Origin of the sequence: Clavibacter nebraskensis NCPPB 2581, assembly GCF_000355695.1 — a bacterium.
GTDB lineage: Bacteria > Actinomycetota > Actinomycetes > Actinomycetales > Microbacteriaceae > Clavibacter > Clavibacter nebraskensis.
In genome coordinates this window covers 17,930-44,090 of sequence record NC_020891.1, presented here as the reverse complement: position 1 = coordinate 44,090, position 26,161 = coordinate 17,930, and the positions used below count along the sequence as shown (strand labels likewise).

Below are 26,161 nucleotides of genomic sequence, written 5' to 3'. Positions count from 1 at the left end.
CGGCTCAGCCGATCCGGGCTAGGAGCTCCAGTGACCGTTCGAGCACGAGGGCCGTGGCGACGGGATCCGACGACGGCAGCGACGCGTCCGTGAACAGGTGCGCGTCGCCGTCGTAGACGAAGACCTCGGCGAGCTCGGGGCCGACCTCGGCGACCAGCTCGCGCGCGCCGTCGAGGTCGCCCTCGCCGGCGAAGAACGGATCCCGCGCCATGCCGTGCACCTGCACGGGCACGCCCGCCGGCCACGGCCCGAACGCCCACTCCGCGGAGAGCGACACGAAGGACTCGTAGAGGAGCGCGCCGCGGGCACCCGGGCGGGTCTGCGCGAGGCGCTGCGCGATGGATCCGCCCCACGAGACGCCCGCGTAGACCAGCTCGGCGGGCAGCCCGGCGAGGGCCAGGTCGGTGCGCTCGGCGACGACGTGGTCGGCGAGGCCCGCCATCAGCGCGAGTCCCGCCTCGATGGTGCCGGGCAGCGCGCCGTCGAAGAGGTCGGGCACGTGCACGGCGTGGCCGGCGTCCCGCAGCGCGTCAGCGAACGCGAGGACGCCGGGGGTCCGGCCCTGCACGTGGTGGAACAGCACGATCTCGGCCATGGGCGCGCCTCTCGTCGACCGCGCGCGGGCGCGGATCCGGGCGCCCCGTCGCGGGGCGCCGTGCCGCCACCCTAGGCACGCGGGTCAGCGCGGGGAAGGGCCGCCGTCCGGGGAGCTCACGGGATCAGTAGTCGATGAGACCCTGCTCCAGCGCGTACGCCTTGAAGCCGCCGACCGGGAAGGGCAGGAAGTACTTGCCCATGATGAGCTCATCTGCCAACTGCTCCGTCATGGGGACCGTGAGCTGGCCGGCGCGGATCGCCTGGCAGAGCAGGGGGACGGTAGCGGTCACGCGACGCCGTTCCGACTCGGCGATCGCGCGAGGAGCGGCGTTGTCGAGCACCATCTCCCAGCCCTTCGTGGCACCCAAGGCGAGGACTCCGCATTCACCGAGGTTCTTCCCGTCGACCACGAGTCGTCGCTCGTAGCGAGCGAATGCGGCGAGATGCTCCATGTCATCGGCACGATGGACATCTATCCAGTCCACGTCGATCACCATGCGCAGTTCATGGTGATCATCCGCCTGGGCACGCAACTCCCTATCGACGGATTCCGGGACCACGACGCCTCTGTCGCCTGTGAGAAATCGCAGCGGCCCGAGCCAGCCCTGCATCGCGAAGTGCCGCAGCGGTCCGGTGTCGAAGACCAGCGGATCGCTCGCCGCGCTCACGAGACGAACTTCCAGAGCTCGCCCTCGCTCCGGACCTCCTCTCGGGGAGGTCTGACTCGCCGTAGGTGCCCTGCAGGAGCTCGAGGGCACGCTCGATGCTGATCTGCTCATCGCGGTACAGCCGCAATACGCCCTTCTCGTACGCAGTGGGGAAGCTCGTCCCCTCCATCTCCGAGGTGTCGTTCAAGCCCCATTCGACGATGTCCGCCTTTGTCGTACGCACCCGGCGGATCTCGTCCACCTCTCCGGGGAGACTCAATTCGCTGACTCGCCGTGCGAGCGTCGCCATGTCGACGTAGAACGTGGAGGCCGTGATGACGGACGCTTCGCGGAGCGAACGGATTTCCAGCTGGCTCCGCCAGAACTCCGGGAAAGCCGATCCCGGCAGAAGCACCGCTCGCGCAAAACGGTCCAGCCGCGCCTCCGTGCCGCCACCGTCGCTCACACGCCAGTCCACCGTGTAGTCGTCCTGCACGAGGTAGTGGCCGAGCTCGTGAGCAAGGGCCAGCCGCCGTCGACCGACCTTGTTGCTGCTGTTCACCAGGCTCACGCCACCCCTGGAGAGCCGAATCATCCCCGCGTCCGCAGTATCCACGCCGAGTTCACGAGAGAAGGCCCACAACCCGATGCCGCTGACCCTGTCGACAAGCCGTGTCGCCGGATCATCCGGCAAATATCCGATCAGATCGCGGGCCTTTCCGGCGAGGGCCTCGGCCTCCTCGTCCGACTGCGGGAGTCGCGACGCACCGGCCCTTGGGTCACGCTCCGTCGCATCGGACGGACCCAGTGCCCGGATGAATTCCACTTCATCGGCGATGTCCGCCAAGGCCTTGTCGATCTGGGAATCGACCACCTCGAGTCCCTGGTGGGAACGATGGGACACGATCGCGGGCAGCGGCTCCTCCAACAGACGACCCATCCTCATGCCCAGGACGTCGGCCACGGCGGCCAACTCGAGCGCCGTGACCTTTCGGATCCCTGCCTCGATCTTGTTGACGGCCGTCCTGTCGAGCCCGATGGCACTCGCGACCTGCCCCTGACTCAGCCCGGCGCGCTCCCGCTCTTCGTGGATCCGTCGCCCCAACCCCGCTGCATCCATGTGTGCCACTTTCGCACACCCGAGCTCACACCGCGCCTCTTTGCTCTGAATCGCATCCGGTCCCGGCAGAGGCGTCGCGACCGTCAGAGGCTAAGGGTGCGCGGACCCTTCGAGGTGGCAGCCGAACGACCGCTGGCGCGCGTCGTCGATCGCGTCCTCGAAGCGGAGGGCCGGGTCGCGGAGCATGGCGAGGGTGGCGAGCGCATGGATCCGCACCCGCCCGTCGGCCGCCTGTCGTGACCGCTCGACCGCGGGCTGCGCCAGCCGGCCGACCGCGACGAACGCGCGCGTGAGGCTGTGCTGCATCTCGGCGGGTCCGCGGCCGAGCTGCGACGCCAGCTCGCGGAGGAGGAGCCCGGCGCCGGTCGGGTCGCGGTCGGCGTCGATCAAGCCCGATGCCGTCCGCCACGCCGTGCGCGCGACGTGCTCGTCCGGGTCCCGCAGCAGCTGCCGCCCGATCGCGGGCAGGGCGCGCCGGTCGCCGATCTTGGAGAGGGTGTGCAGCGCCTGGCTGCGCGCCTGCGGGATGGGCGAGGCCAGCTCCGCGATGAGCGGCGGGATCGTGAGCTCCCTGTCGTGCCGGATCAGCGCCCACGTGAGCATCTCGCGCACGTTGAGGTCGGGCTCGACGCGGCAGCGGTGGATGAGGCCCTCGACGAGCGCGGGATCCGGCCGGGTGCCCGCGGTGAGCGCGGCCTGCAGCCGGGCGGACGCGTCGGGCGCGCGGAGGGCGGCGGCGAGCCGGGCGGCGATCTCGGCGTCGTCGGGGCGGCCGGAGGGTGCGGGCATGGGTCCAGTCTCCCCCGCGCGTCGCCCGCCGCCGAGCGCGGGACGGCCCCGCATCCGTAAGGGGATGCGGGGCCGTCTGGTCGAAGCGTCCGTGCGGGTGCGGCGCTACAGCGTCGCCGCCGCCGGGTCCCAGTCCTCCGCGAGCGGCGTCGGCTTCTGGACGCTCGACGCGACCTGCACGACCTCGCGATTGTCGGCCGCGTCGCGGATCGCGAGCAGCACGTCGAGCACGTGCGCCGCGACCTCGCCGGACGCGCGCACCGGGTCGCCGCCGCGGATGCTGCGCGCGAGGTCGAGCACACCGGATCCGCGGCCGTACGTGGACCCCTGAGCCGTCAGCGTCTCCGGCTCCTGCTGCCCGAAGCGCCACAGCTGGCTGTCGCCCTCGAACGTGTTCGGGTCGGGGAGCACGATCGTGCCCTCGCTGCCCGAGATCTCGACGAAGCCCATGCGCGGCAGCGCGTTCTGGAAGCTGAACGTCGACTGCGCCGACTGCCCGCCCGCGAACGAGATGAGCGCCGCGTGGTGCGTCGGCACCTCCACCGGGAAGTCGGTGCCCGCGCGGGGTCCGCTGCCGATGGTGCGGGTGGTGCGCGAGGTCGAGGAGACCGCGCTCACCGTCTCCGCCGCGCCGAACGCGTGCACGAGCGTGGTGACGTAGTACGGGCCCATGTCGAACAGGGGTCCGGCGCCCTTGGCGAACAGGAACTCGGGGTTCGGGTGCCAGGCGTCGGGGCCGGGCACGTGGAAGAGCGTCGTCGCCGTGAGCGGCTCGCCGATGTCGCCGCGGGCGATGGCGCGCATGGCCGACTGGATCCCCGCGCCGAGCACGGTGTCGGGCGCGCACGCGACCTGCACGCCGGCGGCGCGCGCCGCCTCGAGCAGGTCCTGGCCGGACTCGTGGTCCAGCGCCAGCGGCTTCTCGCTCCACACGTGCTTGCCGGCGGCGACGATCCGCCGGCCGACCTCCGCGTGCGTGGCGGGCAGCGTGAGGTTCACGACGATCTCGATCTCGTCCACGCGCAAGAGCTCGTCGACCGTGCCGTGGTGCGGCACGCCGTGCTCCTCGGCGCGCGCGCGGGCGCGGTCGAGGTCGATGTCGGCGACGAACAGGACCTCGAGGTCCGGCATCGCCGTCATGTTCTCCAGGTAGGTGCCCGAGATGACGCCCGCGCCGATGACGCCGACGCCGACGCGGCCGGTGCCGCCGGTCACTTGTCGTTCTCCTGCAGCCAGGCGAAGGACGCCGCGATGCCGTCGAACACGTCGCCCGCGTAGTCGTCGAACTCGACGACGCGGAGCGCGTGGGGTGCGGCGGCGAGCACGGCGGCGACGTCGACGTCGCCCTGGCCCGCGGGCTCCTGCATCTTGAAGGCCTGCGCGAGCTCCGGCGGCACGACGAGCGCGGACTCGGCGCTCGGCAGCACGTTGGCGATCGCGTCGGAGATCTTGCCGTCCTTCACGTGCAGGAACCGCACGCGCTCCCCCAGCTGGCGGAGGAGGGCGGGCGTGTCCATGCCGCCGACGGTCGACCAGAAGGTGTCGAGCTCGAGCACGACGTCGGCGTTCAGGCGCTCCACGAAGAGCTCGTAGACGGGGCGCCCGTCGACCTTGTTCGCGAACTCCCACTGGTGGTTGTGGTACCCGAAGGCGAGCCCGCGCGCGGCGGCCTGCACCTGCAGCTCGTTGACGCGGTCGGCGATCCGGTGCGCGTCGTCGGCGGTCTGCCAGCGCTCGGAGGGGATGAAGGGGTCGATCACCGTCTGGATCCCGAGCTTCGCGGCGGCGTCGAAGGTGCGGGCGGCCTGGTCGTCGTCGCCGTCGATGACGGGCGCGTGGCCGGAGGGGGCGGTGACGCCGGACGCGGCGAACGCGGCGGCGAACTCGTCGGCGCGCTCGACGAACGCGTAGGGCTCGACCTGCGTGTAGCCGATCTCGGCGACGCGGGCGACGGCGCCCTGCAGGTCGGCGGAGACGGCGTCGCGGACCGTGTAGAGCTGGACGGAGGGGGCGGACATGGTCGCTCCTTTCAGGAGGTGGACTGGTGTCCCGACGGCCGTCGCACGCTCCCGCCGTCCGCATGAGGACGACTGAGCCACGATGCCCGCAGGGTGTTCCGGCGCGGGAGGCGCCGTGCCGTCAAACCTACCGGTGGTCGGGGTCCGGATCCCAGGGGCGCGGGCGTCGGATCCTGGTCGGTGTCGGAGGCCGGCGCCAGGCTGACGTCACCCGCTCGACGAGGAGAGAAGGACCGCGCATGAGGATCCGGCAGACGATCGTGGTGCTCGACGCACCGGACCTGGCCGCGGAGAGCGCCTTCTGGGCCGGGCTCCTCGACGGCGAGGTGCACGCGGGCGGCGACTGGCACTACGTGTCGTTCGACGCCGGCTGGCAGATCGGGATCCAGCCCGCTCCCGACTTCGTGCCGCCGGAGTGGCCGGGCGAGGGCCCGCGCCAGCAGCAGCAGATCCACCTCGACTTCTACGTCGACGACCTCGATGAGGGCCGCGAGCGCGTGCTCGCCCTCGGCGGCCGCCTGCTCCAGCCGGCCGCGGACCCGACGGTGCCCGACCGCTTCGACGTGTACGCGGATCCGGCGGGGCACCCGTTCTGCCTGTGCGTGGCCAGCGGGGAAGCGGGCGCGACGACTGAGCCTCCGCGCCGGCTGTCCGTCGGACGTCGCCGCGGCGCCGCCCTCGACGGATCCGCAGCGGCGGTGCCCTAGCGTGGACGCCTCGCGGATCGCACCCGACGACCCGCCGCCGCAGGAGGCACCGCATGACCGAGCACGGCCGCCCCGCGACGACCGTCCGCGTCACGCGCCTCGTGCACCGCGGCCTCACCGTGCGGATCAGCACGCTCGGCAGCCCCGGCGACCGGGCCTTCGTCCTCGTGCCCGGCATCGGCGTGAGCTCCGACTACTTCGAGCGCCTCGCCCCGCACCTCGACGCCCGCGGCACCGTGCACGCGCTCGACCTGCCGGGGTTCGCGGGCGTCGCGCATCCCGGTCGCGCGCTGGCGATCCGCGAGTACGCCGACCTCGTGGGCGCCGCGATCGACAGCCTGGGCCTCGCCGACCCCGTGCTCGTCGGCCACTCGATGGGCACGCAGGTGGTGGCGGACCTCGCGGCTCGGCGGCCCGGCATCAGCACCGTGGTGCTCATCAGCCCGGTCATGGATCCGGCCGCGCGGTGGGTGCCGCGCGCCGCCCTCCGCTTCCTGCGCTCCTCGGTGCGGGAACCGAGCCGGATCCAGGTGCTCGCCATCCGCGCCTACCTCGTCTGCGGCGTGCGCTGGTTCCTCCGGGTGCTGCCGCGGATGATGTCGTTCCCGATCGAGGCGCGCCTGCCCGACATCCGCGCCAGCACGCTCGTGATCCGCGGGGAGCACGACGCCGTCGTCCCGCGCGCGTGGGTGGAGGAGATGGGCCGGCTGCTGCCGCGGGCTCGGCTGTGGGAGATCCCGGGAGCCGCGCACTCGGTGATGCACGACCACGCCGACGAGGTCACCCGCCTCTGCCTCGCCCACCTCGAGCGGCCGCCCGTCGAGGGCTCGTCCACTGAGGACGCATCGGCTCAGCTGCGGCGGTTCCCGGAAGGCGAGGAGCAGCACGACGAGGAGCACGCGGACTTCGCGCCCACGCTCGGCGACTCGCTCCGCGCCCTCCGCGCCCAGGTCGCCGAGGGCCTCGCGATCCACCGTGACGACGACGCCGCGATCGGCCGGGCCAAGACCGCGCACGCGGAGGCGATGGCGGACGCGGCGGAGCGGGCGCGGCGGCGGGGCGCGCGCCGCGACGCCCGATCCCGCGGCTAGCGCGGGGTCGCCTCCGGGCGCGCGCCCGTCCCCTCGCGGCCGGCCGTCGACGCATCGCGCGACGCCCGCTCCAGCGCCTCTAGCCGCCTCTCGATGCGCTCCGTCGCCCGCCGCGTCCGCACGACGGACACCGCGATGACGATGCCGAGCACGACGGCCGCGAGCGGGAGCAGCAGGGACACGAGTCCGCCGAGCACGAGCCCCGCCATGGGTCCGCCGGGGGCCGCCCGGGCCGCCGAATCTAGGCGTCGACGGCGGCGAGGGCGATGAGGTCGAGTGCGGTGATGGGGTCCTCCAGCTGTCGGCGGGCGCGTCCGGGCGACGCTACCCGGGCGCAGGTGCGGCCGGAACGGGTCGAAGGGAGCACGCGCTCCGTGCGAGGTGCCGGCGGCGGATCCGTCAGCCGCGCCCGTCCGCGCCGCCGAACGCGTGCAGCCCCAGCTCATCCGCCAGCCGCTGCGCGAGCACCGCGCCGCGCACGCTCGTGCCCTGGTCGTCGAGCGGCGGGCTGAAGACGGCGGCGCCGAGGCGGCCGGGGGCGGAGAGCACGATGGCGCCGGAGACGCTCGACTTCGCGGGCACGCCGACCCGCCGCATCCACCGGCCGGAGCCGTCGTAGACGCCGCATGTCGCCATCACGGAGACCACGTCGCGCGCGACCTCCCGCGACACCACGCGAGACCCGGTGAGCGGGTTACGCCCACCGCACGCGAGCGTCGCGCCCATCGCCGCGAGGATCCCGGGCGTCACGAGCACCGCGCACGCCCGCGCGTACGCGGCCACCGCGTCGTCGGCCGAGACGTGCAGCGTGCCCTCCGAGCGCATGAGGTGCGCGAGCGCGTGGTTGCGGTCGCCGAGGAGCTGCTCGCACTCGGCGACCTCCTCGTCGACCTCGAGCTCCTGGCCCGCGAATGCGCTGAGGCCCTGGAGGATCCGCTCGGTGCGCTCCTCGAGGGAGGATCCGCGCACCAGGCTCGCCGTGAGGATCGCCCCCGCGTTCACCATCGGGTTCGGCGGCCGACCGGTGCCGCTCTCCAGCTTGATCGCGTCGAACGCCTCGCCCGTCGGCTCGATGCCCACCGCGTCGAGCGCGGCGCCATCGGTCTCGGCGAGGGCCAGCGCGAACAGGAACGGCTTCACCGCCGACTGGATGGAGAAAGGGTGCGCGCTGTCGCCCGCGGCGTGCGTGCGGCCGTCGGGCGTGACGAGCGCGATGCCGGCGAGCGACGGATCCGTCTCCGCGAGCTGCGGGATGCTGTCGTCGACCTCGCCGGCGCCATCGTCGGCGACGCCCGCGAGCAGCCGGTCGAGGTCGAGCGGGTAGGCGGCGTCGTGCGGGCCGGATCCGGGAGCGGTCATGCCCCGAGCCTGCCAGCGCCGGCGGCGGCCGTCCCGAGCGGACCGCGGCCACGGACCCTGCCGTGACCGCGACGCCGCGGAAGCGGGTGTGGCCCGGCCTCCGTGCACGGAGGACCGGGCGGTCGGAACGTCTCCCCCGAGACGCCGACGCTACGCGAGGACCGCCCACCCGAAGGGCTCGTCCCGCTGACCCACACGGTAGGCCACGGCCCGCGTCGCATGCATCCGCATCGACGTTCCGCGGCTAGTCCAACCGGTCAGTCGGCGGTGTCGGGAGAGGCCAGCGCCCCGCCCTCCCCCGTCGGCAGCACGCCCGTCAGCCGCTCGAGGAACCCGCGCACGACCGCGAGCGTCGCGTCGTCGTACTCGCCCATCGCCCGCTCGAGCTCGCGGGCGGCCGGGCCGTGGAAGTCGGCGCTGCGGGTGCGCACCTCGTCGGTGGTCCGCAGGGTCACGATCCGCCGGTCGTCGCTCTCGCGGCTGCGGGTCACGAGGCCGCGCGCCGCCAGCCGGTCGACGAGCGCGGTGGTCGCGCCCGAGGTCATGCCGAGGCGCGAGCGGAGCCGGGCGGCGGTCATCCGCACGCCGGCGATCTCCGCCCAGAGGATCTCGCCGAGCGCCGTGCCGTCCGACGTCGGCAGGCCCATGAACCGCGCGAAGGCGTGCGCGGACTCCTGGTAGCGCACCGCATAGCCCCGCAGCGCCTCGAGCACGCGCGCTCCCTCATCCGTCATGGGTTCGATCCTCCCGCACGCGCGTCACGCCACGAGCGCCGGGTACCGCGGGATCACCGGCACGTGCTTCTCGCTCGTGAGCAGGTACCGCTGCGCGAACGACCGCACCGGGCGCGACGACGCGACCCGGAAGGCGGCGCGCATGGCCGCGACACCGGCGCGCGACGACGGGTGCAGCAGCCGCGCGCCGCCCGGCGGGAGCCCCTGCGCGCTGTCCGCGTAGCGCCGCATCAGCCGCTCGTAGCGGGCGAAGGCGGCCTGCGGGGTGTCCGACGGATCCTCCGCCGCCTTCCCGAGCTCGCCCGCGAGCAGGTAGGCGCCCACGAGCGACAGGGTCGTGCCCATGCCGGTCGGGCCGGATCCCCATGCCGCGTCCCCCAGCAGCACCACGCGCCCCTTCGCCCAGCGCGACACGACGACCTGCTCCATCCGCTGCGTGTAGAACTCGGTCGGCCGGGCGGCGAACCCGTCGAGGATCCGCTGCGTCTGCCACCCCGCACCGCGGAACCGGGCCCGCAGCACCTCCAGCTGCGCCTCCACGGGGAGCTGCTCGACGCCCATCGGCTCCGACTCGAACGACATGCTCGCCCGGATGGTGCCCTCGTCATCCGGCCGGATGGAGGCCACGCGCCCGCGCGTCCCCGTGTACCAGTCCCACGCGTCGGTGTCGGCGGGCAGTCGGTCGAGCGTGCCGTACGCGATGCTCACGCCGAAGTCGCGCAGCTCCGTCTCCTCGGCGAAGAGGATCCGCCGGGTGCGCGAGCTCCGCCCCTCCGCGACGACCACGAGGTCGAAGCGCTCCCGGGCGCCGCTGTCGAACTCGACGTCGACGCCCGACGCGTCCTGCTGGGCGCCCACGAGGAGGTCGCCGTAGCGGAGCTCGACGCCCGCCGGCAGCGCGTCCACGAGGATCCCCGCGAACCGCCCGCGGAGGATCTCGATCTCGGCCGTCGGGCCGTCCTCCCCCTCGGTGCGCGGGAACACGGCGTACGGCCGGCCGTCCTCGTCGACGTAGCGCGTACCGTCCTCGCCGGTGAGGTTCCGCATCACGACGTCGCGGATCCCCATCCGGTCGACGATCTCGCGCCCCGTGCCGCGGATGTCGATGTTCTGGCCGGTGGTGCGCTGCTCGGCGGAGCGCTCGAGCAGGGTCACGTCGTAGCCGGCGCGGTCGAGACCCCAGGCCACGGCGGGTCCCGCGATGCTCGCGCCCGTCACGAGCACCCTCGGGCGCGGTCGTCGGTTCTCGGTCATGCGCGTGCCTCTCGTCGATGGAATCCCGAGCATGACGCGGATCCGCCGAAAAAGCTCCATTGCGGAGTCACATCACAATAAAGCGATAGGAGCGGCGGTCACGCCGGCCGCAGCAGCTCCCCCTCCTCCACGATCCGCCGCGACAGCACGCGGTACCCCTCCTTCTCGAAGAAGACGGTGATCCGGTCCTCCTCCGTGCTCATCACGGTGCCCGGCCCCCACTCGGCGTGGGTCACCGGCGACTGGGCCGGGAACATCTCGTCGGACTCGGCGGGCGCATCCTCGGCGAAATGCGTGCCCATCGCCTCCTCGTGCGCGTCCACCTCCGCGAGCCGGTCGCACGCGTCGCAGTTGCCGCATCTCTCCGGCGACTCCTCGCCGAAGTAGCCGAGCAGGTACTGGCGGCGGCACTGCGGCGTCTCGGCGTAGCCGCGCATCATGTCGAGCCGCGAGACCTCGATGCGCTCGCGCTCCTGCGCGACCTCCTTGGCGCGGGCGGCGGCTTCCCGCGGATCCAGCTCCTCGCGCACGTACGCGCCATCGCGGTCGGATCCGAGCACGCCCGCGTCCACGAGCAGGTTGAGCACGCCGCCCACCGTGCGCGCCGACATGCCCGCGCGCTCGGCGACCGCGGCCGGCCGCACCGGTCCGTCGACGCCCGCCACCGCGACCGCCGCGTACACGTCGCGGAGGTTCGCCGGCCGGGGCGTGCGCGCGGCGAAGAAACGGCGGAGGCCGAGGTCCTCGGCGCGGTAGTGCAGGATCCCCACGGCCGGCTCCCCGTCGCGGCCCGCGCGCCCGGCCTCCTGGTAGTACGCGTCGACGGACTCGGGCGGCGCCGCGTGGATCACGTAGCGCACGGTCGGCTTGTCGATCCCCATGCCGAACGCGCTCGTGGCGACGACCACGTCCACGGCGTCCTCGTGGAACGCCGTCTGCACGCGCTCGCGCTCGGCCGCCGGCAGGCCCGCGTGGTACGCGTCGACGCGGAGGCCGGCGGCGCGGACCTCGTCGGCGTAGTCCTCGGCGTCCTGGCGCGTGGCGACGTAGACGAGGCCCGGCTGCGTCTGCTCCACGACGTGGGCGACGATCGCGCGCCGCTTCTCGGACTCCTCGGTGTGCCGGCGCACCTCGAGCCGGATGTTCGGCCGGTCGAAGCCGCTGGAGAGCACGAACGGGTCGCGGAGGCCGAGGCGCTCCTCGATCTCGGTGCGGATGGGCGTGGATCCGGTCGCCGTCATCGCGACGGTCGGCGGGTGCCCGAGCGCGTCGATCACCCCGCCGAGCCCCAGGTAGTCGGGCCGGAAGTCGTGGCCCCACGACGCCACGCAGTGCGCCTCGTCGATCACCACGAGCGACACCCCGCGCGCCACGAGCCGCTCGACGACCTCGTCGCGCGCCAGCTGCTCGGGCGTGAGGAACACGATCCGCGCGCCGGGCTCCTCCACGGTCGCCCACGCCTCCTCGAGCGCCTTCCCGCGGATGGTGCTGTTGATCACGCGCGCGGGCGGCGCGGCGGGCGCGTCCTCGAGGTTCTGCACCTGGTCGGCCTGCAGCGCGATGAGCGGCGAGACGACGACGGTCAGGCCCTCCATCAGCACGGTGGCGACCTGGTAGATCGCGGACTTGCCGTAGCCCGTGGGCATCACGACGAGCGCGTCGCGGCCGCGGACGAGCGGGCCGATCGTGCGCACCTGGCCGTCGTGCAGCTCGTCCCAGCCGAACGACTCGCGGGCGACGCGCAGCGCGTCCTCGGGCTCGGGGCCCGGCGCGGGTACGGGCACGATGGCCGGATCCTCGGCGGCGGGCCGGTCGTCGGCGGGCCGCTCGTCGGCCGTGCGGTCGTGCGCGGTGCGGGTGGTCGTGCGGGTGGTGCGGGTCGTGCCCGCCGCGGTGTGGTTCTGCTTCACCTCCCCACTGAACGCCGGGCGCCGAGCAGTGACCAGGCGCGCGCAACCGCTCTCGGCTGGCCGTCACGCTCGCCGGCGGCCGGGCGCGCCGCGCCGCGCCGCGCCGTCAGCCCGCGTCCACGCGGGGGAACGGATCCGCGTACCCGGCCCACGCCGCCGGCCCCGCCGCGAGCTCCGCGCCCGTCAGCACGGCCCGCCCGATCGCCCGCCGCAGCACGGCCGGCCGCAGCCCAACCCCGAAGAACGCGATCTCCGTGCCGTGCGGCGCGCCCTCCTGCCATGGGTCGATCCTCGTCGGCTGGAGCGTCAGCATGGATCCCACGCTCGACCACCCGCCCACCTCGCCCTGCCGGGACGCGAGCGACACGAAGCCCTTCGAGCGCAGCACGAGGCCCGCGCGGTCGGGCCGCAGCTCCTCCTCCACGGCGAGCGCGAGCCGCTCCGGGTGCAGCGGCCGCGGGTCGCCCACGACCACGGATCCCACGGGCCCGTCCAGCCGGTCGACCTCCCCCGGCCGCGTCGCGACGCCCGCAGCGGTGAGCTCGCGCATCCACCCCGCCGACGCGGCGAGCCCCGCCACGTCGCCCCAGCGCGGCAGCCGGTGGAGCGCGAGCGGCCGGCGCGCGTCGAGCACCGCGGCGCGCGGGGCGAGCCGCCGCACGAGCGCGAGCAGCGTGCCGCGCGACTCGAGCGGCACGCGGGCCATGCCGGTCAGCACCACCACGGTCGCGTACTCGACGAGGTCGGCGAGCGTCTCGGCCTCGTCGAACGCGTCCTCGACCCGGCCGAAGGCGATCGAATGCAGCCGGTCGGCGGCCACGACCGAGACGACGTGACGCAGGCCGAAGCCGGATCCCGTCCCGCCGAGCGTGCGCTGCAGCTCATGCTCGCGGCGCAGCAGCAGGTCGAGCTGCATCCCGGTCGCACGCGCGTCGGCGGACGCGGGGATCCCCACCACGGCCTCCGCGCCCGGCCCGCGTTCGGCGAGGTCGTCGAGGAACCGCGCGATGGGCTCGACCGGATCCGCCTCCTCGGGCGGCAGCACGAGCACGCTCGCCGCGACGTCGTCGACCGCGTCGCGCAGCACCGCGCGGAGGCCCGATCCCTCGCCCACCACGAGGACGACGCCCGACGGCGGCTGCGGGTACACGGGTAGGGGCAGGTGGTCGCGAGCGGGCATGGCGCTAGTCTATTGAGAACCGTTCTCGTGAAAGGACCATCCCCATGAAGGTGCGCAACTCGATCAAGGCCCTGAAGAAGATCCCCGGCGCGCAGGTCGTGCGCCGCCGCGGCCGCGTCTTCGTCATCAACAAGAAGAACCCGCGCATGAAGGCCCGCCAGGGCTGACCCGCCGCCCGGCCGGCGCCCCGCATCTGGGTCGCCGCCGGGTCCCGCGTCGATACGGTGGAGACCAGCCGAGCGACGAGAGGGCCCGCGCGTGATCGTCGCCGTGCTCCTCGCGTGCGTGCCCGTCGTGGATCTCGTGCTGCTCGTCGCCGTGACCATCGACCTCCGCGGCGGGGCGACCGCCGACTGGACCCACGGCCTCGCCGCCGCCTACCTCGGCGGATCCGTCGCCTTCGGCCACTCCATGGTGCGCTGGCGCGACGTGCGCTTCGCCCACCGGTTCGCCGGCGGCCCCGCGCCCGTGCGCCCGACCCGGTCCGGCCGCGCCAGGGTGCGCCACGAGTGGTGGCTGTGGATCCTCACGGTGGCCGCCTACGCGATCGCCTGCGCCCTGCTGCTCGCCGCCGTCGCGTTCGTCGGCGACGCCGCGCGCACCCAGGCGCTCGAGGACTGGATCGCCCGCCTCACCGTCCTCCTCGGCATCTGCACGCTCTGGGCGGTCGGCTGGACCATCTGGCCCGGCCCGGAGGCCGCCTCCGACGCCGAGGCGGCTCCGGCCCCCTCCGCAGCGGCCGGCCGCTGACCCGCGCGGGCGTCCACCCGCCGACCCGCCGCCCCGCCTCAGAGCGGGAAGCGCAGCCGGAGCAGGTGGGACCCGTCGGGGCGCGTCTCGGCCGTGAGGCTCCCGCCGAGCAGCTGGGCGCGCTCGCGCAGGCCTGTGAGCCCGTGGCGTCCGCTCGGCAGGTCCAGGGGCGGGAGCGTCGCCCGGCCCGCCTCGACCTCGAGCACCACGTGGCCCGCGTCCAGCCGTCCGGTGATCCGCACGGCCGCGCCGGTCGCGTGCTTCCGCGCGTTGGTGAGCCCCTCCTGCACCGTCCGGTAGACGGCGCGCTGGGCGGCCGCGGGCAGGTCGTCGGGGAGGTCGATGTCGGTCGTCGCGCGGATCCCGCTCGCCGCCACGAGCGCCGGCACGTCCCGGAGCGTCGGCTGCGGCGCGAGCTCCCGGCGCTCCCCGCCCGCCGCGCGGAGCACCTCGACCATGCCGCGCAGCTCCTCGAGCGTCACGGTGCTGAGCCCGCGGATCGTGCGCGCGACCTCCCGGGATCGATCGTCGGTCGCGCCGACCTGCATCGCGCCGGCCTGCACCGCGATGAGGCTGACCTGGTGCGAGACCACGTCGTGCATCTCCCGCGCCAGCACCGCGCGCTCCCGGGCGAGCGCGACCTCGGCGGCCTGCCGCTGCCCGAGGGTCTGCGCCTCCCGCAGCTCGCGCAGCTGCGCCGCCGCCGTCCGCCGCTCGCGGAGGAAGGCCCCGAGGAGCGCGGGTCCGACGGTGTAGATGGTCGCGTCCACGAGGGGCTCGACCAGGAACGGCACGTCCTCCGGAGGCCAGAGCGGCGCCATGTACGCGACCACGGATCCGCCGGCCGCCACCGCGACCTGCCACCGCGGTGCGCGCGAGAGGCCCAGGTCGAAGAGGGCGATCACGAGCGGGACGTACGCGACGCTGACGGAGAAGGCCGGCAGCGCGGCCAGCACGCTCAGCCACGGCCAGCGGCGGCGGAGCAGGAGGCCGAGGCAGGCGACGATCCCCGCGACGACCTCCCCCGACGTCTGGGCGGCGGAGAGGAACCCGGAGGACAGGGCCGCGGCGATCCCGGCCACGAGCAGGTCGACGAGCACGGCGCGCACGCGGTCCGCCGCGGTCGCCCCGCCGGCGGCGTCGACGTCGACGTCGGCGTCCCGGCCGGCAGCGGTAGCGCCGCCCGCCGCGAGCGCCCGCCCCTTCAGCCGCATCACCGGATCACCGGATCACCGCCGCGGCACGAGCCCGGCGCGGTCGGCGACGACGGCCGCCTCCACCCGCGAGCCGACGCCCAGCGTCTGCACGATCGAGCTCACCGTCTCCTTCACCGTGCCGAGCGTCAGCCCGCACTCGGCCACGATCTCCGCGTTCGACAGCCCGCGGGCGAGCGCCTTCAGCACGGTGGTCTCACGGTCGCCGAGCCGGGCGACGCGCGCCCGCTCCGCGTCGTCCGCCAGCGAGCGGAAGAGCCGGCCGGGACGGAGGCCGGGCGCGAGCACGATGCCGCCGGACGCGAGCGTCAGCACGTGGCGGGCGAGCTGCTCGGGATCCGTGTCCTTGAGGAGGAAGCCGGACGCGCCGCGGTGCAGGGCTTCGAGCACCTGGTCGTCGGTGTCGAAGGTGGTGAGCATCGCGACGGCGGGCGGCCGGGGCTCGGCCATGAGCTCGGCGAGGATCGCGAGGCCGTCGGGAGCGGGCATCCGGATGTCGAGGAGCACCACGTCGGGCGCGTGCTCCCGCACGGTCGCGACGGCCGTGTCGCTCGAGACGGCCGCGCGGACGGCGATGCGCGGGCTGGCGCCGAGCACCATCGCCGGAGCGCACGAGCGACTCGTCGTCGACCACCACGACGCTCACGACGGGTCCCGCCGAGGAGGGGCCGTCGCCCGCGTCCGGTCCGTCGCTCACGCGTGCCGCCTCCCGCCGGTGGATCCGCCGCCGTCGCCGGTCGCGGCGCCGCGGTCCCCCGCGTGGCCGAGGCTAGCGCCCCGCGCCGCGCGCCTGGCGGCCCGGCTCGCCCGGCGGCCGTCGCGGGCCTCGTCCCCCGCCGCCCGCAGCGCGCCCACCAGCTGCCGGATCTGCAGGGTCGGCACGTACGCAGCCGTCAGCGCGCGCCCGATCGGCGCGAGGTCCGCGGCCGTCGGGCAGGCGAGCCAGAGCGTCTCGTAGCGCGGATCGAACTTGGCCTTGAAGCGCAGCAGCGACGTGAAGCCGTAGGACGGCTCGAGCACGCGGCCGGTCGCCGCGAGCAGGCGCGCCACGACCCGGTCGACCGCGCCGGCGGGCCGCATCGCCCCGACGCCCGCGAGCGGCGTCCCGGACAGGCTCAGCGTCTCGAGCCCCTCCTTCTGGAACGCGCGCGCGGCGGTGGCGATGAGGAACTCCATCACGCCGGGCATCGGGTCGGCGCCGCGGCGCATGACGTCGAGCGTGCGGCCCACCACCTGACCGTCGCGGAAGACGGGCAGCCAGCTGGTGACGCCGTGCACGCGGCCCGACGCGTCGACGGCCAGCAGGATCCGCACCTCGGGGTCGTCGAGCTCGCGCAGGCCGCCGAGCGTGAAGCCCATCTCGGGCAGCGCCTTCGCGTCGGCCCAGTCGCCGCTCAGCGCGCCGACCGCGCGGCGGAGCGGCTCGGGCAGGCCGCGGTAGGTGCCCCACAGCGCGTCGACGCCGTCGCGGGCGGCGCGGTTGGTCGCCGTGCGCAGGTCCTGCCGGCGCTTGCCGGACGTGGAGAAGCCCGCGAGGTCGATCACGGCCTCCTCCGCGACCGGCGTGACGCTCCAGCCGAGCTCGGCGAAGACCGGCAGGTGCCGGGAGTGGATGCTGTAGAAGGCGGGCACAAGGCCGCGCGCCGAGCAGTGCCGGGCGAAGGCGCGGATCGTCGCGGGCGCGTCGCCGGCGGAGGCGAGCGGATCCGACACCGTCAGCGCCACCCCGTGCGCGGCGCGGTACGCGACGGCGCCGCGGGCGGACTCGTCGCCGTCGTCGCCGGCGAACCAGTGGCTGCTGCCCGACCACGTGCCCATGAAGCCGAGGGATCCGGCGTCCGAGCACATCAGCTGCGCGAGCACCCGGTCGCGCCCGGCCGACCGACCGTCGACGACCGCGCGTGCGGCGAACGAGCGCCGCCGCACCACGAGCACGACGAGCGCCGCCGCCGGCAGGAGCCACGTCGTCAGCACCAGCAGCGGCAGCTCGAGGTCGATCCAGGAGTCGATCGGGAACGCGAACCAGTCCTCGGACAGCGGGATCACCGTGTCGTACCAGGCGAGCAGCCCGGTGACGAGCAGCAGCGCGGCGATCCCGAGCACGAGGCCGAGACGACGCCCGCGGAGGAGCAGCGCGACGGCGACGATGAGGACGCACAGCACGGCGACCGTGAGGCCGGGATCGAGGAGCGACCCCATCGCGCCGAGGACGCCGATCGCGTCGCCCGAGACGGCGGCGATCCACCAGCTGAGCGTGACGGTGCCGAGGACAGTCGCGGCGACGACGCGGGCGTGGGACGCCGCCTCGTCGTGCCAGGCGGGGCGGGCGGACAGCGGCACGACGAGCCGCCCGAGGCCGAGCCCGATGAGGAGGGCGACGCCGCGCGTCAGGTCGACGCCGTGGCCGCCCGCGAGGAGACCGGCGAGCACGGCCGCGAGCACGGTCGCGCGGAGCCCGTCGCGGTGGGCGGGGGCGAGCCCCCGGCTGGCGGCGGCGGCCACCGCCACGAGCACGACGGACGGCGCCCACAGCCGGTCGGCCGCGTCGATCTGCGCGTAGAGGTCGCCGACGGCGACGCCCGCGGCGAGGAGCAGGGAGGCGACCGCGACGGGCGCCAGCGACCCGAGGGCCGCGACCAGGGCGGTGCGGAGGATCCCGATGCGGCTCTCGGACCAGGCCAGCACCAGCACGGTGACGGCGACGCCGATCGCGGTGGCGGCCGGGTGCGCGAGCTCGCCGAGGCCGGCCATGAGCCCGATCCACGCGCTCCCGGCGGGCACGGCGAGGATCGCGAGCGGGTGGCGGGCGACGGCGCGGCCGACGACGACGAGCGCACCGCGGGCACCGGGCCGCGCGGCGCCGACGGGGCCGGAGGGCGGCCGACCGGCGGGGTCGACGGGCAGCGGTCGGGCGGGGCGGGCGAGCGTCGGGTGCGTCACGTCCCCAGTGTGCGGAGAGCAGGGGCGCCGGGGCGTCCGCCGGGGGATCCGATCGGCCCGCCCATCGGCTGAGCCCGTCCGCCGATCGGCTGGGCCGGGATCGCCCGTCCGCCCTCATCCCCGGGAGACGCGAAGAGGCCCCCGGATGATCCGGGGGCCTCCTGCTCTGCTGGTGCGCGAGGGGGGACTTGAACCCCCACGTCCTCACGGACACACGGACCTGAACCGTGCGCGTCTACCAATTCCGCCACTCGCGCCAACCGGACGACATTATCACGCCCCGGAGCCGATCCCGCGCCGCACGGGCGCCGTCCGCCCCTCCCCGAGGGCGATCCGCACCCGCCGCGGGGCCGGTGTCCAGGGCGCCGCCTCGCGAGTTGGCTACGATCTCCCTATTCATCCGCGGAAGGACCGCGCGAGGACGGATCACACGTGGGAATCCTGGACAACTTCGAGAAGGGCCTCGAGCGCGCCGTCAACGGCGCCTTCGTGAAGACCTTTAAGTCCGGCCTGCAGCCCGTGGAGATCGCCGCGCAGCTGCGTCGCGAGCTCGACACCCACGCCGCCGTCGTGGACCGCGACCTCATCCTCGTGCCCAACTCCTTCACCCTCCGGGTCTCCCGGCCCGACGCCGAGCGCATGGCGGGCATCCGCACCGCGCTCACGGACCAGCTGCGCCAGGCGGTCGAGAAGCACGCCTCCTCGCAGGGCTACCAGTTCGCCGGCGTGGTGCAGGTCGGCTTCCGCGAGGACGACTCCATCTCCGAGGGCGTGCTCGAGATCGACAGCCGCACGGCCGAGGGCAGCGTCACGTGGATCCCGGTGGTCGACGTCGCGGGCACCCGCCACCCGCTCCCCGTGGGCCGCACGGTCGTCGGCCGCGGCAGCGACGCCGACATCACGGTCGACGACCCGGGCACGTCCCGCCGCCACGTCGAGATCGCGTGGGACGGATCCCGCGCCCAGGTCCGCGACCTCGGCTCCACGAACGGCTCCGAGCTGAACGGCGCGCCCGTCACGAAGGCGCCGCTCCCGCCCGAGTCGGTCGTCCGCATCGGCCGCACCACCATCACCTTCCGCGTCGTGCCGCAGGCCACCGAGGAGCGCGGCGGCCGCGATGCCCGGGGCCGGGGCCACGACGACGGGTTCTGGGGAGCGTCGTGACCGAGCTGACCCTCCTCGTCCTCCGTCTCGCGTTCCTCGCGGTGCTGTGGCTGTTCATCTTCGGCATCGTCTACGCGCTGCGCTCCGACCTCTTCGGCCAGCGCGTGCGGAAGCTGCGCGAGGAGACGGGCTCGGCCGGCGGATACCCGTTCCCGCAGTCCCCGTACGCCGCGCCACCCCGGTCCCCGCAGCCCGCCGTCCAGCCGCCGCCCATCTCGTCGATGCCGTCCGGCGCCAACTCCGGCGCCGTCCCGTCCCGCGCGAAGGCCACCACGTCCACCGCCCGCCACCTCGTCATCACCTCGGGCGCCAAGGCCGGCACGGAGATCCCGCTCGGCACCGAGCCGCTCACCATCGGCCGCTCGAGCGAGTCGGGCCTCGTGATCCGCGACGACTACACGTCCACCCACCACGCGCGCCTGCTGCTCTGGAACGACGAGTGGATGATCCAGGACCTCGACTCGACCAACGGCACCTTCCTCGACGGCAAGCGCGTGAGCGTCCCGACGCAGGTGCCGCTCGACACGCCGATCCGCATCGGCGCGACCAGCTTCGAGCTCAGGCGGTAGCGGCGTGGCGACAGTGACGCAGGCCGCTGCCGTCTCCCACGTGGGCAAGGTCCGGTCGAACAACCAGGACTCGGGCTACGCGGGGCGGGACCTCTTCGTCGTCGCCGACGGCATGGGCGGGCACGCGGGCGGCGACGTCGCCTCCGCGGTCGCCCTCACGCGGATCATCGAGGCCGACAAGCCCTACGCGTCAGCCCACGACGCCGAGTTCGCGCTGCAGGCCGGCCTCGTCGCCGCCAACCAGCTCCTCGCCGAGACCGTGTTCGAGCACTCCGAGCTCACCGGGATGGGCACCACCGTCAGCGCGCTGGCCCGCGTCGGCCGTCACGTGGCCATCGCCCACATCGGCGACTCGCGCATCTACCTCTTCCGCCGCGGCGAGCTCAGCCAGATCTCCGCCGACCACACCTTCGTCCAGCGGCTCGTCGACAGCGGGCGCATCACGCCGGAGGAGGCGCTCGTCCACCCGCGCCGCTCCGTGCTGATGCGCGTGCTGGGCGACGTCGACGCGGCGCCCGAGGTCGACACGCAGGTGCTCGACACGCACACGGGCGACCGCTGGCTCCTCTGCTCGGACGGCCTCAGCAGCTACGTGTCCGAGGAGCGGATCACCGAGATCCTCGCGACCGCGGGCACGCCCGACACCGTCGCCGACGCGCTCGTGAAGGAGTCACTCGACCACGGCGCCCCCGACAACGTCACGGTCGTGGTCGTCGACGTGCTCGACGAGGGCGACGAGACGGCCGCCTCCCGCCCGGCGCCCGAGCCGGTGCTGGTCGGATCCGCGGCGCAGCCCCTCGCGTTCGGCGACGAGCCCGCGAAGCGCGCCGTCCGCATCCCGTCGCTCCTGCTGCACCCGCTGCGCGCCACCACGGCCGCGCGCGACGCCCAGTTCGAGCCGGAGTCGGACCAGTACCTCGAGGCCCTCATCGCTGAGGACAGGCGGCGCGCGCTCCGCCGCCGCGTCACCTGGCTGGTCGGCGTCGCGCTGATCCTCGCGGGCCTCGTGCTCGCGTGCGTCCTCGGCTACCGCTGGACCCAGTCGCGCTACTACGTGGGCGAGTCCGAGGGCACGGTCGCGGTCTACAACGGCGTGCAGCAGACCATCGGCCCGATCGAGCTCTCGCACGTCTACGCCCGCACGGAGGTGAGGGTCGACGACCTCCAGCCGTTCTACCGCCAGCAGGTGGAGCAGACCATCAACGCCGACTCGCTCGCGGGCGCCGAGGAGATCGTCGACCGGCTGCAGGAGGCCGCGCGTGGGTAGCGCCGGCGTGGCTGACGCCGTGACGCGCCCTCGCGAGCGCGCGCCCAGGATCCCGCGCATCCGCGTGCCCCGACGCCTCAGGGACCTCGAGCTCGCGCTGGTCGTGCTGGCCTCCGTCATCAACGGCGGCGCCCTGTACCTCGTGCAGCTCGGCGTGCTCGGCGCGTTCGACCAGAGCTTCTTCATCCCCGCCACCGGCCTCGCGGTCCTCGTGCTCGGCATGCACGTGGCGCTGCGCTGGCTCGCGCCCGACGCGGATCCGTTCATCCTCCCCATCGCGACCGTGCTCAACGGCCTCGGGATCGCGGCCATATACCGGCTCGACCTCGCCGGCGGGCTCTCGGGCTGGGACAGCGTGGCCGTGCGGCAGATCGTCTGGTCGGGCCTCGCCATCGTGTGCGGGCTCGCGGTCATCGTGCTGCTGAAGAACCACCGCGTGCTGCAGCGCTACCGCTACATCGCCATGTTCGTCGGCCTGATCCTGCTGCTCCTGCCGATGCTCCCGGTCATCGGCCAGAACATCAACGGCGCCCGCGTCTGGATCCACATCGGCGGCTTCTCGTTCCAGCCCGGCGAGATCGCGAAGATCTGCCTGGCGGTCTTCTTCGCCGGCTACCTCGTCACCGCGCGCGACAGCCTGTCGATGGTGGGCGTCAAGGTGCTGGGGATGCGCTTCCCGCGCGTCCGCGACCTCGGCCCGATCCTCCTGGTCTGGGCCGTGTCGATGAGCGTGCTCGTCTTCCAGCGCGACCTCGGCACCTCGCTCCTCTACTTCGGCCTCTTCATCGTCATGACGTACGTGAGCACGGGCCGCATCGGCTGGGTCGTCCTCGGCCTCGTCCTGTTCCTCGGCGGCGCGTACGGCGCGAGCACGCTCGGCTACGTCGGCGGCCGCGTCGACGCCTGGCTCAGCCCGTTCGACCCGGCCGTCTACGACGCCAACGGCGGCAGCTACCAGCTCGTGACGGGCCTGTTCGGCATGGCCGACGGCGGCCTTTTCGGGCGCGGGCTCGGCGAGGGCATGCCCAACCTCACGCCGCTCGCCAACAGCGACTTCATCTTCGCGAGCCTCGGCGAGGAGCTCGGCCTCACGGGCGTCTTCGCGATCCTCGCCCTCTACCTGCTGCTCGTCTCGCGCGGCTTCCGCATCGGCTTCGCCGGGCAGGACGACTTCGGCAAGCTGCTCGGCATCGGGCTGTCGTTCGTCATCGCGCTGCAGGTCTTCATCGTCATCGGCGGCGTCACCCGCGTCATCCCGCTCACGGGTCTCACGACGCCGTTCATGGCGGCGGGCGGATCCTCGCTGCTGGCCAACTGGATCATCGCGGCCCTGCTCCTCCGCCTCTCCGACACCGTCCGCAACCAGCCCCGATTGGTGGTCGAGTCGTGAACCGCGAGCTCAAGCGCGTCTCCGTGTTCGTCCTGGCCATGTTCGTGGCCCTGTTCGTCGCGGCGTCGGTCATCCAGGTCGTCTCCGCGCCGACCCTCCAGGCGGATCCGCGCAACAGCCGCACCATCATCGCGAGCTACTCGGCCGAGCGCGGCTCGATCCTCGTCGACGGCACGCCCATCGCCTCCTCGGTGCCGGTCGACGACCGCTACAAGTTCCTCCGCACCTACGCGCAGCCCGACCTCTACAGCGCGGTCACCGGCTACTACACGCTCGGCCAGGGATCCACGGGCCTCGAGGACTCCATGAACGACGTCCTCAGCGGCACGAGCGGCACGCAGTTCTTCGACAGCCTCACGCGCACCTTCACCGGGCAGGACCCGAAGGGCGCGTCGGTCGAGCTCACGATCGACCCGAAGGTGCAGCAGGCGGCGTACGACGCGCTCGGGTCGCTGCAGGGCTCCGTGGTCGCGATCGAGCCGAAGACCGGCCGCATCCTCGCGATGGTGTCCAAGCCCGGCTACGACCCGAACACGCTGGCGTCGCACGACCGCGCGGCCGTGCAGCAGAGCTACTCGTCGCTCCTGAAGGACCCGGCGAACCCGCTCATCGACCGCGCGGTGAACAGCCTCAACCCGCCCGGATCCACGTTCAAGCTCATCACCGCGGCCGCCGCCATCGAGTCGGGCCAGTACACGCCCGACTCGCTGCTGCCCAACCCGCCGACCTTCACGCTGCCCGGCACCGGCACGGTCATCACCAACGCCGGCGAAGGGGCGTGCGGACCCGAGGCGGAGGTCAGCATCGCGACCGCGCTGCGCCTCAGCTGCAACATCCCGTTCGCGCAGCTCGGCATCGCGCTCGGATCCGAGCGGATCGCGGCCATGGCCGACGCCTTCGGATACGGGAAGTCGATAGACGTGCCCATGGCCAGCGCCAAGAGCGTCTTCTCCCCCGACCTCGACGACGCCCAGACCGCGCAGTCCGCGTTCGGGCAGCTCGACGTGCGCGCCACCCCGCTGCAGACCGCCATGGTCACGGCCGGCATCGCGAACGGCGGCGAGGTCATGAAGCCCAGCGTCGTCGACAGCGTCCTCAACCCCGACCTGAGCGAGCTCTCCGGCTTCTCCCCCAGCCGCTTCGCCGACCCGATCTCGAAGGAGACCGCCGACACCATGACCCGGATGATGATCGACGACGTCCAGAGCGGCGTCGCGTCGAATGCGAGAATCAGTGGCGTCGACGTGGCCGGCAAGACGGGCACCGCCCAGAACGGCAGCGACGACCCGTACACGCTGTGGTTCACCGGCTTCGCGCCGGCGGCGGACCCGCAGGTGGCGGTCGCGGTCCTGGTCGAGGACGGCGGCGGACGAGGACGATCGGGCTCGGGGAACACCCTCGCCGCCCCCGTGGCGAAGAAAGTGATTGAGGCGGTGCTGGACAGATGAGACCCACGAGCGGACTGACCTTCGGAGGGCGTTACCAGCTGGGCGATCGCATCGCCATCGGCGGCATGGGCGAGGTGTGGGAGGCCACCGACCTCGTCATCGGGCGCAAGGTCGCGATCAAGATCCTCAAGGACGAGTACCTCGGCGACCCCGGGTTCCTCGAGCGCTTCCGCGCCGAGGCCCGCCACGCCGCGCTCGTCAACCACGAGGGCATCGCGAACGTCTTCGACTACGGCGAGGAGGACGGCAGCGCCTTCCTCGTGATGGAGCTCGTGCCCGGCGAGGCGCTCTCCACCATCCTCGAGCGCGAGCGCGTGCTGTCCACCGACAAGGTGCTCGACATCATCGCCCAGACCGCGCTGGCGCTCCACGCCGCGCACCAGGCCGGGCTCGTCCACCGCGACATCAAGCCGGGCAACCTGCTCATCACGCCCGACGGCCGCGTGAAGATCACCGACTTCGGCATCGCGCGCATCGCCGACCAGGTGCCCCTCACCGCCACGGGCCAGGTCATGGGCACGGTCCAGTACCTGTCCCCCGAGCAGGCGAGCGGGCACCCGGCGTCGCCGTCCACCGACGTCTACTCGATGGGCATCGTCGCGTACGAGTGCCTGGCGGGCCGCCGCCCCTTCACGGGCGAGTCGCAGGTCGCGATCGCCATGGCGCAGATCAACGAGCTGCCGCCCGAGCTGCCGGTCACCGTCGCCGAGCCCGTGCGCAACCTCGTGATGTCGTGCATCGCGAAGAAGCCGGCCGATCGCCCGCAGAGCGCCTCTCACCTCGCGCGCGCCGCGCAGGCGCTCCGCCGCGGCGACGTCGCCACGGCGACCATCGCGGTCGCGGCCGTCGCGGGTGCCGCCGCGCTGGCGGACCCGGGCACGCCCACGCAGGCCACGCAGCTCATGCCGTCCGGCCGTCGCGCCGCCGACACGAGCGCGACCACGGTCCTGTCCTCCTCCGGGTCGCGCGCCGGCACGCCGGATCCCTTCCTCCTCGACCACGAGGACGACGAGGAGCCCGAGGAGCCGCGCGCCCGCAAGCGCGCCATCTGGATCTTCGTGGGCGTGGCGATCCTCGTGGTGGCAGCCATCGTCGCCGGCCTCCTCGCGTACTTCGCGAGCCAGCGCGACGACGCCCCGGCCCCGGCCCCCACGGCCACCAGCGCGTCTCCCTCACCGAGCGCGTCACCCTCGCCGACCCCTACGCCGTCACCCACCGCGAGCACGGTGGACGTCAACCGCGACGACTACATCGGCCGCGACCAGAAGACGGTCACGCAGGAGCTCACCGCCCTCGGCCTCAAGGTCACCGTCATCACGGGCAGCGCCGCACCGTCCGGCGAGGAGGAGGGCCGCGTCACGGCGATCACCCCCACCGGCACGGTCGCGAAGGGCGCCACCATCCAGATCACGGCGTACGGTCCGCCCACGCTGCCCACCGCCGCGCCCGGCACGCCGACCGTCACCCCGACCGACGTCCGCGCCGGCCAGACGGTGGACATCTCCTGGCCCGCGTACTCCTGCCCCGCCGGCCAGACGCTCAACGGCTACCAGATCCAGGCGGACTCCGTCTCGCAGGGCGCCACCGGCACCTGGGGCGGTAGCACGAACCCGACGAACGCGCAGACCACGTCGGGCGAGATCAAGGTGGGCACGAACCCGGGCACGTTCACCGTCAAGTACCTCGCCATCTGCGGCACCAACGAGTCGCCGTACAGCAGCACGGTCACCGTCACCGTCGAGGCCGCCCCGGGCGGAACCGGCGGAGGAACGGGCGGCACCGGTGGAGGCACCGGCGGCACCGGCGGCGGCAACGGCGGCACGACCGGCATGGCGCCGACCCCCGCCCCGGGTAGCACGGACGAGCGCTCGCTCGTCTCCAGCTCGCACCGGAACGCCTGACCGGCGCTCCACCCGGGGGCGGACGGCGATCGCTCGTCCGCCCCCGTCCGCGTGTCCCCTGTCCGCCCGGATCCCCAGCGGACCCCCGGTAAGCTCATCCCCGTCCGAATCC

The 26,161-nt window shown here is 73.9% G+C and carries 25 protein-coding genes and 1 tRNA gene; 10 read left to right on the top strand and 16 right to left on the bottom strand.

The annotated features are described in order from the left end of the window. Positions 1 to 4: 4 nt before the first annotated feature. The 6 genes from CMN_RS00220 to CMN_RS00195 all read right to left on the bottom strand — a co-directional run bounded on the left by CMN_RS00220 (position 5) and on the right by CMN_RS00195 (position 5,171). Positions 5 to 631 (bottom strand): dienelactone hydrolase family protein, encoded by a 627-nt coding sequence (locus CMN_RS00220; RefSeq protein WP_227077792.1) that lies wholly within the window; start codon positions 629 to 631, stop codon positions 5 to 7. A gap of 88 nt (positions 632 to 719) precedes the next feature. After that, positions 720 to 1,208: a PIN domain-containing protein gene (locus tag CMN_RS00215; RefSeq protein WP_041465339.1), complete on the bottom strand. Its 489-nt coding sequence runs from the start codon at positions 1,206 to 1,208 to the stop codon at positions 720 to 722. Beyond that, positions 1,135 to 2,364, bottom strand: a complete 1,230-nt coding sequence (locus tag CMN_RS00210; protein WP_015488851.1) for a helix-turn-helix domain-containing protein — start codon at positions 2,362 to 2,364, stop codon at positions 1,135 to 1,137. Before CMN_RS00210 ends, CMN_RS00215 begins: the two co-directional genes overlap by 74 nt. A 90-nt stretch (positions 2,365 to 2,454) precedes the next feature. Continuing rightward, on the bottom strand, positions 2,455 to 3,153 hold the full coding sequence (locus tag CMN_RS00205; RefSeq protein ID WP_015488850.1) for a HEAT repeat domain-containing protein: 699 nt from the start codon (positions 3,151 to 3,153) through the stop codon (positions 2,455 to 2,457). Between the two features lie 105 nt (positions 3,154 to 3,258). Further along, entirely contained in the window at positions 3,259 to 4,368 is a 1,110-nt protein-coding gene (locus CMN_RS00200; RefSeq protein WP_015488849.1) for a Gfo/Idh/MocA family protein, read from the bottom strand. Next, positions 4,365 to 5,171, bottom strand: coding sequence for a sugar phosphate isomerase/epimerase family protein (locus CMN_RS00195; protein WP_015488848.1), 807 nt, complete (start codon positions 5,169 to 5,171; stop codon positions 4,365 to 4,367). The genes CMN_RS00200 and CMN_RS00195 overlap by 4 nt, the downstream gene beginning before the upstream one ends. Positions 5,172 to 5,410: 239 nt before the next feature. On the opposite strand from CMN_RS00195, the gene CMN_RS00190 reads away from it, so the two are divergent. Then, complete coding sequence (locus CMN_RS00190; RefSeq protein ID WP_015488847.1) at positions 5,411 to 5,878, top strand: VOC family protein; 468 nt, start codon at positions 5,411 to 5,413, stop codon at positions 5,876 to 5,878. 53 nt (positions 5,879 to 5,931) lie between these two features. Then, positions 5,932 to 6,969: an alpha/beta fold hydrolase gene (locus CMN_RS00185; protein ID WP_015488846.1), complete on the top strand. Its 1,038-nt coding sequence runs from the start codon at positions 5,932 to 5,934 to the stop codon at positions 6,967 to 6,969. Here CMN_RS00185 and CMN_RS00180 read toward each other — a convergent pair. The 6 genes from CMN_RS00180 to CMN_RS00155 form a co-directional block, all read right to left on the bottom strand. Next, a complete protein-coding gene (locus CMN_RS00180) occupies positions 6,966 to 7,178 on the bottom strand; it encodes a hypothetical protein (RefSeq protein ID WP_041465180.1) in 213 nt (70 codons plus the stop codon). The two genes, CMN_RS00185 and CMN_RS00180, sit on opposite strands and share 4 nt — an antisense overlap. A 190-nt stretch (positions 7,179 to 7,368) precedes the next feature. Beyond that, on the bottom strand, positions 7,369 to 8,328 hold the full coding sequence (glsA, locus tag CMN_RS00175) for a glutaminase A (RefSeq protein ID WP_015488845.1): 960 nt from the start codon (positions 8,326 to 8,328) through the stop codon (positions 7,369 to 7,371). Between the two features lie 257 nt (positions 8,329 to 8,585). Next, a complete protein-coding gene (locus tag CMN_RS00170) occupies positions 8,586 to 9,062 on the bottom strand; it encodes a MarR family winged helix-turn-helix transcriptional regulator (protein ID WP_015488844.1) in 477 nt (158 codons plus the stop codon). Positions 9,063 to 9,086: 24 nt separating this feature from the next. Further along, complete coding sequence (locus CMN_RS00165; RefSeq protein ID WP_015488843.1) at positions 9,087 to 10,316, bottom strand: FAD-dependent monooxygenase; 1,230 nt, start codon at positions 10,314 to 10,316, stop codon at positions 9,087 to 9,089. 98 nt (positions 10,317 to 10,414) lie between these two features. Continuing rightward, entirely contained in the window at positions 10,415 to 12,226 is a 1,812-nt protein-coding gene (locus CMN_RS00160; RefSeq protein ID WP_015488842.1) for a RecQ family ATP-dependent DNA helicase, read from the bottom strand. Positions 12,227 to 12,332: 106 nt separating this feature from the next. After that, positions 12,333 to 13,406 carry a GTP-binding protein gene (locus tag CMN_RS00155; protein WP_015488841.1) on the bottom strand — a complete coding sequence of 358 codons (1,074 nt, stop codon included), beginning with the start codon at positions 13,404 to 13,406 and terminating at the stop codon, positions 12,333 to 12,335. Between the two features lie 44 nt (positions 13,407 to 13,450). Between CMN_RS00155 and ykgO the strand changes: the two genes are divergently transcribed. Together ykgO and CMN_RS00145 are read left to right on the top strand one after the other, a co-directional pair. After that, positions 13,451 to 13,573: a type B 50S ribosomal protein L36 gene (gene ykgO / locus CMN_RS00150; RefSeq protein WP_015488840.1), complete on the top strand. Its 123-nt coding sequence runs from the start codon at positions 13,451 to 13,453 to the stop codon at positions 13,571 to 13,573. Between the two features lie 91 nt (positions 13,574 to 13,664). Next, the gene (locus tag CMN_RS00145; protein WP_015488839.1) at positions 13,665 to 14,156 is read left to right on the top strand and encodes a hypothetical protein; all 492 of its coding nucleotides are present in this window, start codon (positions 13,665 to 13,667) and stop codon (positions 14,154 to 14,156) included. A gap of 38 nt (positions 14,157 to 14,194) precedes the next feature. Here the strand turns inward: CMN_RS00145 and CMN_RS00140 are convergent, their stop codons facing one another. The 4 genes from CMN_RS00140 to CMN_RS00125 form a co-directional block, all read right to left on the bottom strand. After that, a complete protein-coding gene (locus tag CMN_RS00140; RefSeq protein WP_015488838.1) occupies positions 14,195 to 15,370 on the bottom strand; it encodes a sensor histidine kinase in 1,176 nt (391 codons plus the stop codon). A gap of 15 nt (positions 15,371 to 15,385) precedes the next feature. After that, positions 15,386 to 15,970: a response regulator gene (locus CMN_RS00135; RefSeq protein WP_015488837.1), complete on the bottom strand. Its 585-nt coding sequence runs from the start codon at positions 15,968 to 15,970 to the stop codon at positions 15,386 to 15,388. A 93-nt stretch (positions 15,971 to 16,063) separates the two neighbouring features. Next, positions 16,064 to 18,310: a bifunctional lysylphosphatidylglycerol flippase/synthetase MprF gene (locus tag CMN_RS00130; protein ID WP_015488836.1), complete on the bottom strand. Its 2,247-nt coding sequence runs from the start codon at positions 18,308 to 18,310 to the stop codon at positions 16,064 to 16,066. Positions 18,311 to 18,480: 170 nt separating this feature from the next. After that, a tRNA-Leu gene (locus CMN_RS00125) sits at positions 18,481 to 18,567 on the bottom strand. A gap of 175 nt (positions 18,568 to 18,742) precedes the next feature. On the opposite strand from CMN_RS00125, the gene CMN_RS00120 reads away from it, so the two are divergent. Genes CMN_RS00120 through CMN_RS00095 form a run of 6 tightly spaced genes read left to right on the top strand, consistent with a single transcriptional unit; the run spans position 18,743 to position 26,049 of the window. After that, positions 18,743 to 19,474, top strand: a complete 732-nt coding sequence (locus CMN_RS00120; RefSeq protein WP_015488835.1) for an FHA domain-containing protein — start codon at positions 18,743 to 18,745, stop codon at positions 19,472 to 19,474. After that, positions 19,471 to 20,043 carry an FHA domain-containing protein FhaB/FipA gene (locus CMN_RS00115; RefSeq protein ID WP_015488834.1) on the top strand — a complete coding sequence of 191 codons (573 nt, stop codon included), beginning with the start codon at positions 19,471 to 19,473 and terminating at the stop codon, positions 20,041 to 20,043. The genes CMN_RS00120 and CMN_RS00115 overlap by 4 nt, the downstream gene beginning before the upstream one ends. A 4-nt stretch (positions 20,044 to 20,047) precedes the next feature. Then, positions 20,048 to 21,310, top strand: a complete 1,263-nt coding sequence (locus CMN_RS00110) for a PP2C family protein-serine/threonine phosphatase (protein WP_015488833.1) — start codon at positions 20,048 to 20,050, stop codon at positions 21,308 to 21,310. Further along, positions 21,303 to 22,700, top strand: coding sequence for an FtsW/RodA/SpoVE family cell cycle protein (locus CMN_RS00105; RefSeq protein ID WP_015488832.1), 1,398 nt, complete (start codon positions 21,303 to 21,305; stop codon positions 22,698 to 22,700). Before CMN_RS00110 ends, CMN_RS00105 begins: the two co-directional genes overlap by 8 nt. After that, complete coding sequence (locus CMN_RS00100; protein ID WP_015488831.1) at positions 22,697 to 24,148, top strand: peptidoglycan D,D-transpeptidase FtsI family protein; 1,452 nt, start codon at positions 22,697 to 22,699, stop codon at positions 24,146 to 24,148. The genes CMN_RS00105 and CMN_RS00100 overlap by 4 nt, the downstream gene beginning before the upstream one ends. Further along, on the top strand, positions 24,145 to 26,049 hold the full coding sequence (locus CMN_RS00095) for a protein kinase domain-containing protein (RefSeq protein ID WP_015488830.1): 1,905 nt from the start codon (positions 24,145 to 24,147) through the stop codon (positions 26,047 to 26,049). Before CMN_RS00100 ends, CMN_RS00095 begins: the two co-directional genes overlap by 4 nt. Positions 26,050 to 26,161 lie beyond the last annotated feature (112 nt).